Below are 15,617 nucleotides of genomic sequence, written 5' to 3' on the forward strand. Positions count from 1 at the left end.
ACCTATGAGTATTAAGAAAAAACCGAAAATTCCTAAATCCAGAAAAATCGCTAATTTACTCTTAATTCTAGCCGGGTTGATTTTAATTGGCAATTGGTTAGTGCCGCAAATTACTCGACCCAGAATTCCCAAAGTTCCCTATAGTTTGTTTATCCAACAAATTGAAAGGGGGGAGGTTAAAGCGGTGTTGCTGGGAGATAATGAAATTCGCTATCAACTGCGATCGGAAGGAGACGAACCCCCCCGAATTTTAGCGACTACTCCAGTTTTTGACCCGGAACTTCCCAGACGTTTACAAGCCCTAGGAATAGATTTTGGTGCGCCGCCACCTCCCCAAAATGCCTGGTTTAATGTCTTGTTAAATTGGGTGGTTCCGCCATTGATTTTAGTGGCGGCTTTTCAATTTTTTATGAAACGAGACCCCCAAGGTGCTTTATCAATTAGCAAAAGTAAAGCGAAGGTATATGTGGAGGGAGAGTCGGAAAAAATTACCTTTAATGATATTGCGGGAGTTGAGGAAGCAAAAGCTGAACTAGCGGAGGTGGTAGACTTCCTCAAAAATCCCCAAAGATTTATCGAAATTGGCGCGAGAATTCCCAAGGGTTTACTATTAGTAGGGCCGCCAGGGACAGGTAAAACTCTGATGGCGAAAGCAGTGGCTGGAGAGGCGGGAGTCCCGTTTTTTAGCATTTCGGCTTCGGAATTTGTGGAGTTATTTGTAGGGACTGGGGCGGCGCGAGTTAGGGATTTATTTGAACAGGCAAAAACGAAGGCACCTTGTATTATTTTTATTGACGAATTAGATGCGATCGGCAAATCCAGAAGCGGCGGGGGTGGCGGTTTTCAAAGTGGTAGCAGTGATGAAAGAGAACAAACCCTTAACCAATTATTGACGGAAATGGATGGGTTTGCAGCGGGGGCGGAAACGGTGATTGTGTTAGCTGCTACTAACCGCCCAGAGGCTTTAGATGTGGCTTTATTACGTCCGGGAAGGTTTGACCGTCAAGTGTTGGTTGATCGTCCTGACTTGGCAGGTAGAAAAGCGATTTTAGATATCTACGCGAAACGGGTTAAATTAGCCTCTGATGTGGATATGCAAGCGATCGCTACTCGTACTCCTGGTTTTGGGGGTGCAGACCTGGCGAATTTAGTTAATGAGGCGGCTTTGTTGGCGGCGAGAAGGCATCGGAAACTGGTCGGACAACAAGAGTTTTATGAAGCCATAGAAAGGGTGGTTGCTGGGCTGGAAAAACGCAGCCGGGTTTTGAGTGAGAAAGAAAAGAAAATTGTCGCTTATCACGAAGTCGGACACGCTATAGTTGGGGCGTTAATGCCGGGGGGTGGAAAGGTGGCTAAAATTTCGATTGTTCCCCGTGGTTTAAGTGCTTTAGGCTATACATTAAAAATGCCGACTGAGGATAGATTTTTAATGGATGAAACTGAATTTCGCGAACAAATTGCCACTTTATTAGGGGGGAGGGCTGCGGAAAAAATTGTTTTTGAACGGGTGACTAATGGGGCTTCTGATGACCTGCGCCGCGCTACTAATTTGGCGGAAAAAATGGTGACTACTTACGGTATGAGTCAAGTCCTAGGCCCTTTGGCTTATGAGGAAGGGGGAAAACCTAACTTTTTGGGAATGGGTGATGGTAATAGACGACGTTCTATTAGTGAAAAAACAGCGGAGGCTATTGATGCAGAAGTTCGGGAAATTGTGGAAAATGCTTATCAACAAGCCTTGGATATTCTGGAATTTAACCGAGATTTATTAGATACGATATCCCTGAAAGTTTTGGAAACTGAGGTTATCGAAGGGGAGGAATTACAAGGGCTTTTAGATGTTGTGAAAAATCCCGCCATTGACAGTTAGACGGTCAGCCTAGTTAACCATTCTCAGGGGTGCATGAAAGCGATCGCCTACATAATTAAGTTGTTGCTGTAGTTTGGTGTTATCATCTTTATAGCGGGTTATGGGCGGCTGAAATTGCCAGGACTCTGATTCTTCGGCGAGGGCTTCTGCTAACTGCCAACGATGAAAAAATGTCCGCCCAGATAACCGCCCAATGGCACGAATTTGGTCGGAATTGAGATAGCTTGTATTCAGGTTTTTAATTTGGAAAGGGTCGATATATATTAGGTGAATTTGGGCGAGGGAAAGCAGTTGTTTTTCCTGTTCTTTATCTAGGGTCATGCGCGCCCTAACTTCATCTCGAAAATTGACCCCGCCGCTAATAGTGCGATCGCTGATATCTTGTAGGGGTTCGGTAGGTATTCCCACCTGTTCCAATTTGTTTAAAACTGTTTGGGATAGCTGATATTCCACACTTTGATAGACAGGTTGATTAAAGACATTTTGTAAAATAAATAGCATAACTAGACTAATAATGGCTGCTATAATAGGGGTGGAAACCCAGCCGGAAGCAATACCCAATAAAACACGCCAGCGAATTTGGCGGGCGCTTTTAATACCCTTCAAAAGTCCAATGCCAATAACCCCCCCAACGACGGCTTGAGAACTAGAAACGGGAATGAGGGGAATAGTCGGTAAGCCGGCATTAGCTAACAGGCTTTCTAACCCGGTGGAAGAAAATATATATAATACTAAAGAATGGGCGACAACGACGACAAACGCGGCGACGGGAGAGAGAGGCATTAAGCTATTACCAACGGTCATCATTACCCGTTTTGAGTAAGTGTAAACACCAATAGCGATCGCAATTCCCCCCATTAAGAACAGTTGTTGAACTGAGGAAATACTCACGGACCCAATATTAAAGTTAGTGAAGGGTGAAGAAGACACAAACACCCCCATAACATTACCAATATTATTAGCGCCGAGGGCTAATGAACCGAAAGCGCCTGCTAAAATTAACCCAGCGCGGGTATAAAGATCTAACCGCAGCAAATGCAGTCTCAGACGGTCGAGAATAGCTATGACCACCAAATAAAGCCCGGCGGCGAAAATAGCGCCCAAGATGGGGCAAGCAACCCAGGTTCCGAGAATTTTTATGAGGGTATCGGTATCTGTTATGGAACCACTAAATTGATTCCAGCCAATAATAGCACCGACAACGGCTTGGGTGGTGGAAACAGGTAAACCAATTTTGGTCATCCAGAAGACGGTTAAAGCAGCAGCAAAAGCAGCAGTAAAAGCACCAGCAATGGTATTAACAGCGCCTAATTCTCCGAGTCCAGCAGCGGCACCAGCCCCCCCCACTACTGCGCCGATAATTACGAATATACTACAGATAAAGGCTGCTGTACTAAACTTTACCATGCGACTACCAACGGCAGTCCCGAAGACATTGGCGGCATCATTTGCGCCCAAAGACCAGCCTAGAAATAAGCCACTGGATAGAAAAATTAAAATTGCGATCGCGTCCATGTTTACCTGATTTATGACTGGCTTACCAGAGAAAATTTAACTAAATTTTCCCGCAAATAGGAGATAATTAAGCAGTTTTAGAGGACTCGCTTAATCGCATAAATTGATAACTCATCCCCAGCATCTTCAGCAGCATCAGCGAGACGGTCAATCAAATCAACTCCGTCGCGTAACTGCATTTTACGTTCCAAAGGCAGTTGAGAATTAAAGATATTTGTTTTGAGTCTAATAGCAATGCGATCGCTTTCTGTTTCATAGACTCGGACGCGATAAAGATGATCGCGAACCGCATCAGGATGACGGAAAAAAGCCCGCGCCGCAATGACAACAGTTTCCACACTTTTAACCACCATTCCCGTCAATTCTTTAAAGTCTTGATCATAGTCTTCTGGAATATCTGGATGTTCAATAATAATGCTTTGATAACTGTCGCCAAACAAATCAATTAAATAGTATAAATCCTCCAACAAACTTAAAACATCACCCCGGGAGTCAGGAATCAACATTTCCGTATATAGTTGGGATTCAATCGCCCGCCTAAGTTCATTGCATCGCCTCTTTAAATCCCGCAATTGCTGCATTTTATTCTCACAGCTTGCCGTCACATATTGAGAATCTAAATAAGCGGAAATTCCCATCTCAAAATATAGACATCCTTCAGATATCTTATCCAGAAACTCATCTATTTGACCTTCGATAAATTTAGTTTTACCAAACAAAGGCGGAATGTCTTTTTTCATAATATTTCTACCCATAAAACGCCAAGATTAACCGCCCCCAATAATCTCACTAGGGGCGGGCGATACCAATTTCAACTTTCACCAGTAACAATCCCTGATTTTATCATTAATTGACCAGAGATAAAGAAACCCGGTTTTTGTGAGATTTTATTTATATTCACCAAGTTGAGTCGCTTGGGTGGAGTCACCAAACCTAACACCACTATCTGTGAGTTAATGTTGGGTTTCACCCAACCTACAAAATAGATTCGTGTTGGGTTTCGCCCAACCCAACAAATAAATTCGTGTTGGGTTTCACCCAACCTACCTTCTGGGTTTCACACAACCCAACAAATAAATTCGTGTTGGGTTTCACACAACCTACTTTCTGGGTTTCACCCAACCCAACAAATAAATTTGTGTTGGGTTTCACCCAACCTACCTTCTGGGTTTCACACAACCCAACAAATAAATTTGTGTTGGGTTTCACCCAACCTACCTTCTGGGTTTCACACAACCCAACAAATAAATTTGTGTTGGGTTTCACACAACCTACCTTCTGGGTTTCACACAACCCAACAAATAAATTCGTGTTGGGTTTCACCCAACCTACCTTCTGGGTTTCACACAACCCAACAAATAAATTTGTGTTGGGTTTCACCCAACCTACCTTCTGGGTTTCACACAACCCAACAAATAAATTTGTGTTGGGTTTCACACAACCTACCTTCTGGGTTTCACACAACCCAACAAATAAATTCGTGTTGGGTTTCACACAACCTACCTTCTGGGTTTCACACAACCTACAAAATGGATTTATGTTGGGTTTCACCCAACCTACCTTCTGGGTTTCACCCAACCCAACAAATAAATTCGTGTTGGGTTTCACACAACCTACTTTCTGGGTTTCACACAACCTACAAAATGGATTTATGTTGGGTTTCACACAACCTACCCGGCTGGGATTCAGAAAACGCAAGGCTTCTCCGAGAGTGACAGAAGATAAATACAATGTGAATACCGTTGGCAGCGATTTGTGTTAGACTCCTCAGACTCTCCTATTGACCCAGCTTACCAGAGGCGATCGCAGTTCAAGATCAACCCCGGCAAAACCCCCTCACCCGACAACTCTGGCGGCGAGTTAACCACCTCCACCGGTTGCTGAGGGCGATAAATGTGGACTATCCGAGAACTGGGGTCAATCAACCATCCTAAACGAGTGCCATTCTCCACATATTCTTGCATTTTCTCCTGCAACTGAGTCAACGAATCGCTGGGAGAACGCAATTCCACCACAAAATCGGGACACAGGGGCAAAAATCCCTGTTTCTCTTCAGCCGTCAACCCCTCCCAGCGTTCCAGGGGAATCCAAGCTGCATCGGGGGAACGGTTGGCTCCATTGGGGAGTTTGAACCCTGTTGAGGAGTCAAAGGCGATTCCCCCTTGCGTCTGACGATTCCACAATCCCAATTCTAAACAGAGTTCAAAATTACGGTGTCCGGTTTCACCACCAGTAGGGGGCATAATAATCAGGGTTCCGTTAGCGTTGCGTTCAAATTGTAAGTCGCGGTTATCCTGACAAAGTTGGAAAAACTGCTCGTCGTCAAGATGGAGTGCGTCCGTATTTATAGTTAAGCTGTTCATTAAGGGAAAAGTATATGTGAGGGTCAAGGTATACGTGGATAAACAAAGTTGATACCCGGGTGAATGATACACGCTATATTGTAGGCAAGATTGTTAATCTAATTATAAATAGTGGTCTTAAACACCACCTAAAACCATTGAATAACACAGGAATAAAAGAATCAGCCAGCCCTGCCAATGTCCAAAAAAACCACATCCCATTAGCTATAACACTTTGAGAGATTAGGATTCCCAACGAGACACACAAACCCATAATTAAGCCCCCCAATACTGTAAAAACAAGCCCAGCTAATACATATTGTCCCTCGGTAACATCTAACCAAAGAAGTATCGCCACCCCCAGCAATAGCCCTATGACTGCTCCCCATAGCGAAGCAGCTTTAAGATCCATTGTTTTACCGTTTATAAATTTTGATCTAGTTTCAGGTTCTAATATAGCATAAATTGCACTTCAATATCAACCTCGGCAAAACCCCTTCACCTGAAAACTTTGACGACGAGTTAACCACGTCCACCGGTTGCTGAGGGCGATCAATTTGGACTGTCGGAGAACTTCGGTCAATCAACCATCCTAAACGAGTGACATTCTCTACAGATTCTTGCATTTTCTCCTGTAACTGAGTCAACCAATCGCTGGGAGACCACAATTCCACGACAAAATCGGGACACAGGGGCAAAAATCCCTGTTTCTCTTCAGCCGTCAACCCCTCCCAGCCTTCCTGGGGAATCCCAGTTGAGTAGCTTGGATTCATGTTGGGTTTCACTCAACCTAACAAATAAATTCGTGTTGGGTTTCACCCAACCTACCTTCTGGGTTTCACTCAACCTAACAAATAAATTCGTGTTGGGTTTCACCCAACCTACCTTCTGGGTTTCACTCAACCCAACAAATAAATTCGTGTTGGGTTTCACCCAACCTACCTTCTGGGTTTCACTCAACCTAACAAATAAATTCGTGTTGGGTTTCACCCAACCTACCTTCTGGGTTTCACTCAACCTAACAAATAAATTCGTGTTGGGTTTCACCCAACCTACCTTCTGGGTTTCACTCAACCCAACAAATAAATTCGTGTTGGGTTTCACCCAACCTACCTTCTGGGTTTCACTCAACCCAACAAATAAATTCGTGTTGGGTTTCACCCAACCTACCTTCTGGGTTTCACTCAACCCAACAAATAAATTCGTGTTGGGTTTCACCCAACCTACCTTCTGGGTTTCACTCAACCTAACAAATAAATTCGTGTTGGGTTTCACCCAACCTACCTTCTGGGTTTCACTCAACCTAACAAATAAATTCGTGTTGGGTTTCACCCAACCTACCTTCTGGGTTTCACTCAACCTAACAAATAAATTCTATCTCTGATTAATCTTGGATGGGGAAGCGCGCCCCCGTATCATTTGGATGAATGTCGTAGAATAGAGAGCAAATCCATATTTGGGATCGCCTAACGACTAGTCCCACCAAAAGCTGCCTCTTGGTGGATATTATCGGTTTCCACATCGTCAACTGTGCGAGCATCTTATTCATCAAACTTCAAAGCTATTATGAATCAAAAATTAGTCCAGTCTTTGGTGCAAATTATTCTGTCGCTCTCCGATGAAGATCGGCAATATCTGGAACGTGAAATCCAGAAATATTCTCTGGCTAAACAACTTGAAAATTTAGAAGATAAGCTAAAAATATTTGAAGCTAAATATCAGATGTCATCCCAGGAATTTTATCGACAATTCCAGGCTGGTAAACTTGCGGATTCAAGCGATTTTTTTGAGTGGAATACATATTATGAAATGCTGAATTTAAGCCAGGTTAAGATTTCTGATAAATCATGAAATTAGACCAATATATTGCCGCTATTAACGAGAAGCTGGCTGGTAGCCCAATCATTAGTGCAATCGAGATTAGTGATGAGAGAATTTTAGGCGATCGCCGATACTTTCGGGCTCGTTTGACCCTGATTAACAGCGACTTCTTAGAAATTGCTGAATCATTCACCATTCAATATAACCAAATTTTTACCTTAGATTATCGTTTCAATGGATCGATTCATCTAAACAACTGCTGAGAAAACGCTGGGATAGTGTTAAGCATTTTCCAGGTTTACCCAATTTTCCCCATCATGTTCATATCGGCTCAGAAATTAACGTCGAGCCAGGGCAATCTCGAAATATCTTAGAATTTATATATTTTATGGAATCTGAGTTAAGATAAACTATTAATCTTTATGTAAGATAATCTAAATAATTCTTTGTTCAGAAAAGCCAATCGCCATTTGTCAATCCTCTGGGAACTCTTCCAGGGCATCAAACATCACCTGCCAGGGGTTTTCTTTGGGCAGCAGGACAACCGCATTGCCCAATCGTTTAATCACCACTTCATCCCCAGAAAAACGATAACTCTTAGGCAAGAGTACCGCCTGACTATTCCCACTCATAAACAGCTTTGCCGTGTCCATTGGTCACTCCGTATATACAGAAGGGGGGGAGATACTATTATTTATTATAGCAAATATTATGCTCGTCAAGCAATTCTGTATGGCAATCTATAAAATTAATTCAGATTTCCTAGTCCAGGCGATCGCACCCCCGAAAAAAAACCGGGTTTCTGCGATAATTTTGGTTTTATGTTAATATTTATTAAAGAACCTCGGTTTCTCAGATCGGGCGATTAGAATAGAATCATCGTAAATACAGACCTAGGCTAACGACACTTATGCCCGAAATCGTCGAAATTCCCATTGAACTGACTCGCTTTCAACTGCCCCCAGCCGTTCAAAATCGATTGCAATTTCTCTTAGATCGTCAGGATGAAGGCTATCCTTTGTCTCAAGCAGAAAGACAGGAAGCCGAGGGACTGGTGGAACTGGTGGAATTTTTATCTTTGTTACAGTTACGTTCAACGCGAGTGAGTCAATAATTATCAATGACCAAAATTCCAGCTACTCTCCGTCGCTTGGTGATTCAGCGAGCCAATAATCGTTGTGAATATTGCGGGATTTCTCAGGTGGGTCAAGTCGCTACATTTCACATCGACCATATTATTCCCGTTGTGGCTGGGGGCGAAACTACGGCAGACAATTTAGATCTTGCTTGTGTTTCCTGTTCGCTTCGCAAGGGAGCGCGTCAGGAAATTGAGGATCCTGAAACAGGCGAGGTTGTCTGTATTTTTAATCCTCGCCAACAAAGATGGAATACTCATTTTGCTGGGAATGGCGTGGAGGCGATCGTCGGGTTAACGGCAACGGGTAGAGCAACGGTGAAAGTTCTTAATTTGAATCGGTCAACGATGTTGGCAATTCGGGCATAAGAAGAATTACTGGGGCGACATCCACCCCCGGAAGATATCAATTAAGTAGAGGTCGAGCGATCGCTTTCTCTGATTCCAAGAACATTGTGTGCATTTTTTGATGATGGCTATGGCTGGAGAGCGAAGCGATCGCACCCCCGAAAAGAAACTGGGTTTCTACAACAGCGCATTTCTGCCAAGATTTATTAAAGAAACCCGGTTTCTCCATAAATAGCCTAAGGGGTAGTGTTAGGGGCGACGAGAATTTAATTACCTAATAATTAGCCTAAAAATCCGCCCCGTAACGCACCATCATCAACCAGACAAAAATCATCTAATTGTATAGATACAAATATCCGTATCAAGCAAAATTTTCATACAATTTGCTCTCGTTCCATCGGTAGGGAGCGATCGCGCTCAATTGGCAAATCCTCTGGAAACTCCTGAAGGGCATCAAACATCTATTTATAGCAAATATTCTGCTACTCAAGCAATGCCGAAATGAATTATGTTATAATTATGGCATTAACTCAACTAAATGGCTTCCGAAAATTTATGATCATTCGAGCTAAAGGAATTAAGCGCGGTCAAACTATTATTTTGAATGAATCGCTTTCTCTACCGGATCAAGAAGTGGAAATCATGGTCATACCTATCTCCGATCCTGGGAGTGAACCCTTGACCAAAAATACATTAGCTGACTTTGTGGGAAAGCTGCAAAATTCACCCAATTTTCAAGACGATCCGGTTGTAATTCAGCGTCAGATGCGTGATGAGTGGGATTGATTTGTTGTAGATTAATATTAGATACTAATGTGGCGATCGCCATTCTCAAAGCCTATTCATCAGCGATCGCATTGCTGGCAACCGAGCAGCTAGAATTTGAGAACTGTGCCATCAGTCAAATTACGCGAATGGAGTTACTCAGTTATCCTAACTTAGAGGCAGAAGAGGAGCAGACGATTCAAAACTTGTTGGCAAATTTATTAGTCTTGAAATTAGATGAAAAAATTGAACAAGAGGCGATCGCCTTTCGACGCAACCATAATGTGAAGTTGCCGGATGCGATTATTGCAGCAACGGCGAAGGTTTATGGGTTACGCTTGCTAACGTTGGATCGGCAATTACAGGCTAAATTTAGCACTGACTTACCTTAATGGGTGGGCTATGGTCAGGAAAAGAAACTGGGTTTCTACAACAGCGCATTTCTGCCAAGATTTATTAAAGAAACCCGGTTTCTCCATAAATAGCCTAACGGGTAGTGTTAGGGGCGACGAGAATTTAATTACCTAATAATTAGCCGAAAAATCCGCTCGGTAACGCCAGCCTAGGAAATTAAATTTTTCACATATTGTTTAATCACTGGTTGTAGGGTGAAACCGGATGATTTGTTCAGGAAATTTCGTCGGTTTAAAGATTGTATCCCTTTCAGAAAATCGGCATCTGATAAAAGTTCGGGTGGTTTCTGGCTGATATCTACGGATTTTTCTTGGTTAGCTAACCACCCCATGAGGATTTTCTCGACTTCCGACAACCGTTGATAATGTGGTTTGATGAGAGTTTCTAGACTTCCTAAATATAGAGTAGGATAGGATAGGAATTTTTCGACACTACCGTTAAATAGTTCTAGGATATCAGTGGCGATTATACTTAACCATAAAGGGTTGCCATTGTACAGTTCAATCAGCTTTGACCATTCAGGTTTATCTTTGAGTTTTCTAGCCGTGAGGAGTTGGCTGGCTGATTTCCCTAACCCGGCAATTTGTAGAGTTTTGCCGTAGTTTTCTTCAGCTTCCATGGCGGCGATTTCTAGGGGTTGTTCCCAACCGAGTAGCAACAGACAACTTTGATGAGAGCATCTGCCAATTTCATGGAGGAGATGACTATAGTTTTGGTATTCTGGGCGATAATTGCCGACTAATTCTCCAGGGTTTAAGGTTTCTTGAAAGTCGTCGAGGATGATTAAACAACGGTGGTTTCTGAGATGGTCTAAAAAAGAGTTACGAGAGTTTAAATAGTTGATGATTGATGGGTTGTGGCTGGGAGGTGGTGGGGCGAGAGATTCGATGATATGACTTTGTAGGGCGTTGAAATTGGGGAATTGGCGATGACTGCGCCACAGAGTGCGATCGAAGTTGTCTTTAATCTCTTCTACCAGTTTTCTAGCCAGGGCGGTTTTCCCAATTCCGGATAGTCCGGTTAGGCTGACAATGCGGCTATGTTCTTCTAGTATCCACTGCTTGAGGGTAGCTAGTTCCTGGGTGCGATCGCAGAAGCGGCGGCTATTTTCGGGGGCTTGGCTGAGGTCGTGGCGTGGTGGAGGTGGGGGGGTGGTGGTGTCTTGGGGCGATCGCTTTTTCTGACTCTTAGGATAGCCGTATAAGTCGCTGCAGACATTTATTTGATTACCGATATGCACCCCATCATTATGATAAGAAAATATTTCATTTTCGATGAGCGATCGCACATTCTTTTTTTTCACATTCTCTCCCAACAGGTCAGACAGGAGTTTCCATAAGTCGGACGCTGATTTCTTGACGTGATCATTGCCACAGTATTTCTGGAGGCTTTGCCCTGGGGATCCATGGAATATACGAAGGCGAAAACCATTGCCCGGGTTCACGATGAGCAGTTTAGGGAGGAGTTGCTGGAAGAGGCGATCGCACAACCTCTGTCTCTGAGTAAAATTAAGGAACCTATCCGCCAATATCAGGCTGAACAGCAATAATATGTACCTTTTTTTAAAAGTTCAATTTATGCAGTTTATATAGAAATAAAAACACATTAAATATAATAAAAAATGTCAATTGTTAAAGCATAGTATTTGACTGGTCGTTCAGTATTCATTTTTTGAATCTATTAAATGAACCCATCACCCTCAAAAGTAAACGATTTGGGTAAATTTTTGCTCTAGTATGAGATCTGATGAGTTATAATATATTATAGCATCACCAAGGGTGGGCTATTCTAGTAGGGGATACCAGATTTATGTCTACTGCTCGTCAAATCATAGCGCTTATAAAAAGCCACATAGAAGGCGAAGAGCAGCAGTTTTGTTCTGCCGCCCTTCAAATTGCAGCCCATGAAGCAAGGCAGGGACATGGAAAATTGGCTCAAGAAATTCGCGAGTTAATTGATGAAGCTAAAAACCGGGGTTCGGCGCTCGATCGAAAAAATAGCGCAGTCCCCTTAGTTCAGCCAAAAGGTGAATTAGCTAATTTACTATCAGCACGTTACCCAGAGACTAAGCTAAGTGATATGGTACTCTCATCAGAGCTTGAAACCAAACTTAAACGTATTCTTACAGAACAGAAACAACGAAATCGTCTGCAAGATTATAACCTATCTCCTCGTCGCAAAATTCTGTTGGTCGGTCCGCCCGGTTCTGGCAAAACAATGACTGCTGCAGCTTTAGCTGGTGAGTTACAACTGCCGCTGATGACTGCTATTTATAGTAGCCTGATTGGTAAGTTTATGGGAGAAACTGCCAGCAGACTTCAATTAATTTTTGATGCGATGTCACTAACACGGGGCGTTTATTTTTTTGATGAATTTGATGCCATTGGGGCGCACCGCAACAGTGCCAATGATGTGGGAGAGATTCGGCGCGTATTAAATTCATTTTTATTATTTATAGAGAATGACCAAAGTGATAGTTTAATCGTCGCAGCGACCAATCATAACAATTTATTAGATGAAGCTCTTTTTAGAAGATTTGATGATGTGATTTCATATACACTTCCCAGCGAAGAAATGATTCGCCGCGTTTTAGAAAATAGGCTAACATTATTTGATATTCATTGGCATGATTGGTCAGAGATTTTTAAGGCGGCACAAAATTTAAGTTTGGCTGAAATTGTTCGTGCTGCGGATGAAGCAGCAAAACAGGCTGTACTATTAAATACTGAACAAATTGACCATGAACATTTGCTGGCGACTCTTTTAGAAAGACGCAACATTAACCATTTAGTATTGACCAAAGTGTAGGCGCGATTATGTCCCAAGAATCCCGTGATTTTCCTCATATTTACTTACCGGAAAACGGCCAGAGTGAAAATTATACACGACCCCGACAAGGTGGTGGTTCTAATTTATCTCCCGATCGCGATCGGATAGCTCATGCTAGGTATTTAGAGGAACAAATCGGCAAAGCAATTCAGCAAGCTAATCAAATATTAAACTCTCGTGATTCTCAGCTTGCTACTGGAGTACCGGGGTTTTACTTAGAATTTCAGATTAAAAGTGAGGAAACCATTGCTTTAAAGTCCTTAGAAAACAGGAAAAAAAATATTGAATTGGTGGCAGTGAAGAAAATTCATGACCAGGAAGACATGGTTTTGGCAACAGTTTTTGTTCCAGAGTCAGCCCAGGACTACTTTCTAAAAAAAGTAGAACAGTATCGAGACGAAGATACAGATACAGACAAACCCAAAAATCAGGCACTTGTCGCTCGGTTAGAAGCGGTTCAAATTGGCACAGTACAATCACTATTTACTGATGTTCCTGCCTTGTTTCCCGAAAATGGGCGGGAGGTTTGGTGGGAAGTTTGGCTCCGAAAAGAGAAACAGGGAGAATTTAATCAGATTACTCAAAAGCTGGAGATTACCACAAAATATCATGCAATTTCTTTCCCAGAACGTGAGGTGGTTTTGGCAATGTGTAATTGGGAAGCAATGGCACGAGTCATCAATAATTCTGATGTAGTAGCAGAATTACGCCTCGCCAAAGATACGCCATCAATGTTTCTGGGAATGCCAAATATAGAACAAGAGCAATGGGTTGACGATTTAGAAAAACGACTAATTGCACCAGCTAAACACGCGGTATCAATTTGTGTATTAGATAGTGGAGTTGCCAGAATTCATCCATTACTTTCGCCGGGACTGGATGCCAATGATATGCACGCAGTTGAACCATCTTGGGGGGTTAATGATAGCGCTTTTTGGCGCGGTCATGGTACAGCAATGGCTGGTTTATGTTTGTATTCTGACCAACTCATCGATTTGTTAGCCACATCGGGACAAGTGAAACTTTTCCACCGCCTTGAATCAGTTAAAATTCTTCCCAATACCGGACAAAATCAACCTGAGCTTTACGGTGCAATAACAGAGCAGGGTGTTTCTTTACCTGAAATTGCAAATCCCCATCGCCCTCGGGTTTTTTGTATGGCGGTAACAAGTAGTAGTGACTCTACAAAAGGAACGCCATCATCTTGGTCAGCAGCAGTGGATCAGCTATGTTTCAATGATGGTGAATTCCGCCGATTGATGATTATTTCTGCTGGTAATATTTCTCAAGAAATTATAGCAGAAGATTACCTCAATATTAATGATGTTGAAACCATAGACAATCCTGGGCAAGCGTGGAATCCTCTAATTGTGGGTGCTTATACTGAAAAAATTAATATTATCGACTCTAATTATCAGGGTTGGCTGCCCTTAGCCCCTGGGGGCGACCTGTCTCCTCGTAGTAGAACTTCAGTTACATGGGACAGTCAATGGCCGATTCGTCCAGATGTGGTGTTTGAAGGTGGAAATATGGCTTTTGATGGTGAAAATCCAGCAGCAGCCATTGACGATCTTTGTCTGCTAACCACTCACTACCGCCCAAATATCAGAATGTTCGATCGCATGAGCGATACAAGCAGCGCAACTGCTCTTGCTAGTTACATGGCAGCACGTATTATGTCAGAACAGCCCAACTATCGACCGGAAACGATACGCGCACTGATTGTCCATTCTGCGGAATGGACTCCGGCAATGCAGAATCACTTTGAGGCTGCATCCTCTAAAACTGCTAGAGGTGCGCTTTTGAGACGTTATGGTTATGGAGTGCCTGATTTAAGTCGTGCGCTTCAAAGTGCCAGTAATGATTTAACCCTAGTTATTGAAGATGAACTCCAACCGTTTTGTTTAGAAAATAGCCGGGTTAAAACTAAAGAGATGAAGTTTCATAAGTTGCCTTGGCCGAGTGAAAAACTAGAAATCTTAGGAGAAGCAAAGATAGAGTTAAAAATTACTTTATCCTATTTTATTGAACCCAATCCTGGAGAGAGGGGATGGGCATATCGACATCGTTATCCTTCTCACGGGTTGCGCTTCAAGGTCAAAGACTCTTTAGAAACTGATAATGATTTCAGATGGCGAATTAATCAAGCTGTTCGAGAAGAGAAAGAGGACAGAAGAAGTTCAAGTCATTCTGATGATCATAATTGGTTTCTTGGCTCAAATACCAGGGATGGCGGTTCTATACATTCTGATATCTGGTATGGTACTGGTGTGGAATTAGCCCAGAAAGATGCGATCGCGGTCTATCCAGTGGGGGGATGGTGGAAAGAAAAACAATATTTAGATCGGTACGATCAAATGGCACCCTATTCACTGGTGATTTCCATTCGGGTCCCCGGAGTTGAAGTGGATATTTACACTCCCGTTTACAATTTAGTGAGTACATCTGTGGCAATTGAAACTTAAACAATTAGCCAAATATTATGATGATTTTTAATGGCGATAATTTCAGCGGTAGGGTGTGTTAGGGGCGGCGCTAATTTAATTACCTAATAATTAGTCTAAAAATCAGCCCCGTA

17 protein-coding genes and 1 pseudogene are annotated in these 15,617 nt (G+C 42.8%); 12 read left to right on the forward strand and 6 right to left on the reverse strand.

The genetic code is table 11. The annotated features are described in order from the left end of the window. Positions 1 to 4 precede the first annotated feature (4 nt). Entirely contained in the window at positions 5 to 1,870 is a 1,866-nt protein-coding gene (ftsH, locus tag HFV01_RS28905) for an ATP-dependent zinc metalloprotease FtsH (RefSeq protein ID WP_006622720.1), read from the forward strand. A gap of 9 nt (positions 1,871 to 1,879) precedes the next feature. On the opposite strand, the gene HFV01_RS28910 is transcribed toward ftsH, so the two are convergent. After that, positions 1,880 to 3,385 (reverse strand): inorganic phosphate transporter, encoded by a 1,506-nt coding sequence (locus tag HFV01_RS28910; protein WP_006622721.1) that lies wholly within the window; start codon positions 3,383 to 3,385, stop codon positions 1,880 to 1,882. 77 nt (positions 3,386 to 3,462) lie between these two features. Then, positions 3,463 to 4,125 (reverse strand): DUF47 domain-containing protein, encoded by a 663-nt coding sequence (locus HFV01_RS28915; RefSeq protein WP_008056024.1) that lies wholly within the window; start codon positions 4,123 to 4,125, stop codon positions 3,463 to 3,465. 284 nt (positions 4,126 to 4,409) lie between these two features. On the opposite strand from HFV01_RS28915, the gene HFV01_RS28920 reads away from it, so the two are divergent. Further along, a complete protein-coding gene (locus HFV01_RS28920) occupies positions 4,410 to 5,147 on the forward strand; it encodes a hypothetical protein (RefSeq protein ID WP_318286047.1) in 738 nt (245 codons plus the stop codon). A gap of 28 nt (positions 5,148 to 5,175) precedes the next feature. Here HFV01_RS28920 and HFV01_RS28925 read toward each other — a convergent pair whose 3' ends face one another. Both HFV01_RS28925 and HFV01_RS28930 read right to left on the reverse strand, forming a co-directional pair. Then, positions 5,176 to 5,748 (reverse strand): Uma2 family endonuclease, encoded by a 573-nt coding sequence (locus tag HFV01_RS28925; RefSeq protein WP_006622725.1) that lies wholly within the window; start codon positions 5,746 to 5,748, stop codon positions 5,176 to 5,178. Between the two features lie 422 nt (positions 5,749 to 6,170). Next, entirely contained in the window at positions 6,171 to 6,500 is a 330-nt protein-coding gene (locus tag HFV01_RS28930) for a Uma2 family endonuclease (RefSeq protein ID WP_006622727.1), read from the reverse strand. Between the two features lie 793 nt (positions 6,501 to 7,293). On the opposite strand from HFV01_RS28930, the gene HFV01_RS28935 reads away from it, so the two are divergent. From HFV01_RS28935 to HFV01_RS31525, 3 genes are read left to right on the forward strand one after another with little or no spacing between them, the layout of a single operon-like run. Beyond that, complete coding sequence (locus HFV01_RS28935; protein WP_006622729.1) at positions 7,294 to 7,578, forward strand: hypothetical protein; 285 nt, start codon at positions 7,294 to 7,296, stop codon at positions 7,576 to 7,578. Next, positions 7,575 to 7,811, forward strand: coding sequence for a hypothetical protein (locus tag HFV01_RS31520; RefSeq protein WP_006622730.1), 237 nt, complete (start codon positions 7,575 to 7,577; stop codon positions 7,809 to 7,811). The genes HFV01_RS28935 and HFV01_RS31520 overlap by 4 nt, the downstream gene beginning before the upstream one ends. Continuing rightward, positions 7,808 to 7,957: a toxin-antitoxin system TumE family protein gene (locus HFV01_RS31525; RefSeq protein ID WP_231296511.1), complete on the forward strand. Its 150-nt coding sequence runs from the start codon at positions 7,808 to 7,810 to the stop codon at positions 7,955 to 7,957. The genes HFV01_RS31520 and HFV01_RS31525 overlap by 4 nt, the downstream gene beginning before the upstream one ends. 64 nt (positions 7,958 to 8,021) lie before the next feature. Here HFV01_RS31525 and HFV01_RS28945 read toward each other — a convergent pair whose 3' ends face one another. Then, positions 8,022 to 8,201 (reverse strand): antitoxin, encoded by a 180-nt coding sequence (locus HFV01_RS28945; RefSeq protein ID WP_006668967.1) that lies wholly within the window; start codon positions 8,199 to 8,201, stop codon positions 8,022 to 8,024. Positions 8,202 to 8,458: 257 nt separating this feature from the next. Between HFV01_RS28945 and HFV01_RS28950 the strand changes: the two genes are divergently transcribed. The 4 genes from HFV01_RS28950 (at position 8,459) to HFV01_RS28965 (ending at position 10,188) form a co-directional block, all read left to right on the forward strand. Further along, entirely contained in the window at positions 8,459 to 8,662 is a 204-nt protein-coding gene (locus HFV01_RS28950; protein WP_006622733.1) for a hypothetical protein, read from the forward strand. Positions 8,663 to 8,668: 6 nt separating this feature from the next. Continuing rightward, the gene (locus HFV01_RS28955) at positions 8,669 to 9,052 is read left to right on the forward strand and encodes an HNH endonuclease (RefSeq protein ID WP_006622744.1); all 384 of its coding nucleotides are present in this window, start codon (positions 8,669 to 8,671) and stop codon (positions 9,050 to 9,052) included. A gap of 498 nt (positions 9,053 to 9,550) precedes the next feature. Continuing rightward, the gene (locus HFV01_RS28960) at positions 9,551 to 9,817 is read left to right on the forward strand and encodes a hypothetical protein (protein ID WP_006622742.1); all 267 of its coding nucleotides are present in this window, start codon (positions 9,551 to 9,553) and stop codon (positions 9,815 to 9,817) included. Continuing rightward, positions 9,808 to 10,188 (forward strand): type II toxin-antitoxin system VapC family toxin, encoded by a 381-nt coding sequence (locus HFV01_RS28965; RefSeq protein WP_006622746.1) that lies wholly within the window; start codon positions 9,808 to 9,810, stop codon positions 10,186 to 10,188. The genes HFV01_RS28960 and HFV01_RS28965 overlap by 10 nt, the downstream gene beginning before the upstream one ends. A 170-nt stretch (positions 10,189 to 10,358) precedes the next feature. Here HFV01_RS28965 and HFV01_RS28970 read toward each other — a convergent pair. After that, a pseudogene (locus tag HFV01_RS28970) lies at positions 10,359 to 11,588 on the reverse strand (NB-ARC domain-containing protein); the annotation flags it as partial. 27 nt (positions 11,589 to 11,615) lie between these two features. Between HFV01_RS28970 and HFV01_RS28975 the strand changes: the two are divergent. From HFV01_RS28975 to HFV01_RS28985, 3 genes are all read left to right on the forward strand, one after another. Further along, the gene (locus tag HFV01_RS28975; protein ID WP_006622739.1) at positions 11,616 to 11,759 is read left to right on the forward strand and encodes a hypothetical protein; all 144 of its coding nucleotides are present in this window, start codon (positions 11,616 to 11,618) and stop codon (positions 11,757 to 11,759) included. Between the two features lie 260 nt (positions 11,760 to 12,019). Next, positions 12,020 to 13,018: an AAA family ATPase gene (locus HFV01_RS28980; RefSeq protein ID WP_006622740.1), complete on the forward strand. Its 999-nt coding sequence runs from the start codon at positions 12,020 to 12,022 to the stop codon at positions 13,016 to 13,018. Positions 13,019 to 13,026: 8 nt separating this feature from the next. Next, entirely contained in the window at positions 13,027 to 15,504 is a 2,478-nt protein-coding gene (locus tag HFV01_RS28985) for a S8 family peptidase (protein ID WP_006622741.1), read from the forward strand. The last annotated feature ends 113 nt before the right edge of the window (positions 15,505 to 15,617 follow it).

It is taken from the genome of Limnospira fusiformis SAG 85.79, assembly GCF_012516315.1.
GTDB classification, from domain to species: domain Bacteria; phylum Cyanobacteriota; class Cyanobacteriia; order Cyanobacteriales; family Microcoleaceae; genus Limnospira; species Limnospira fusiformis.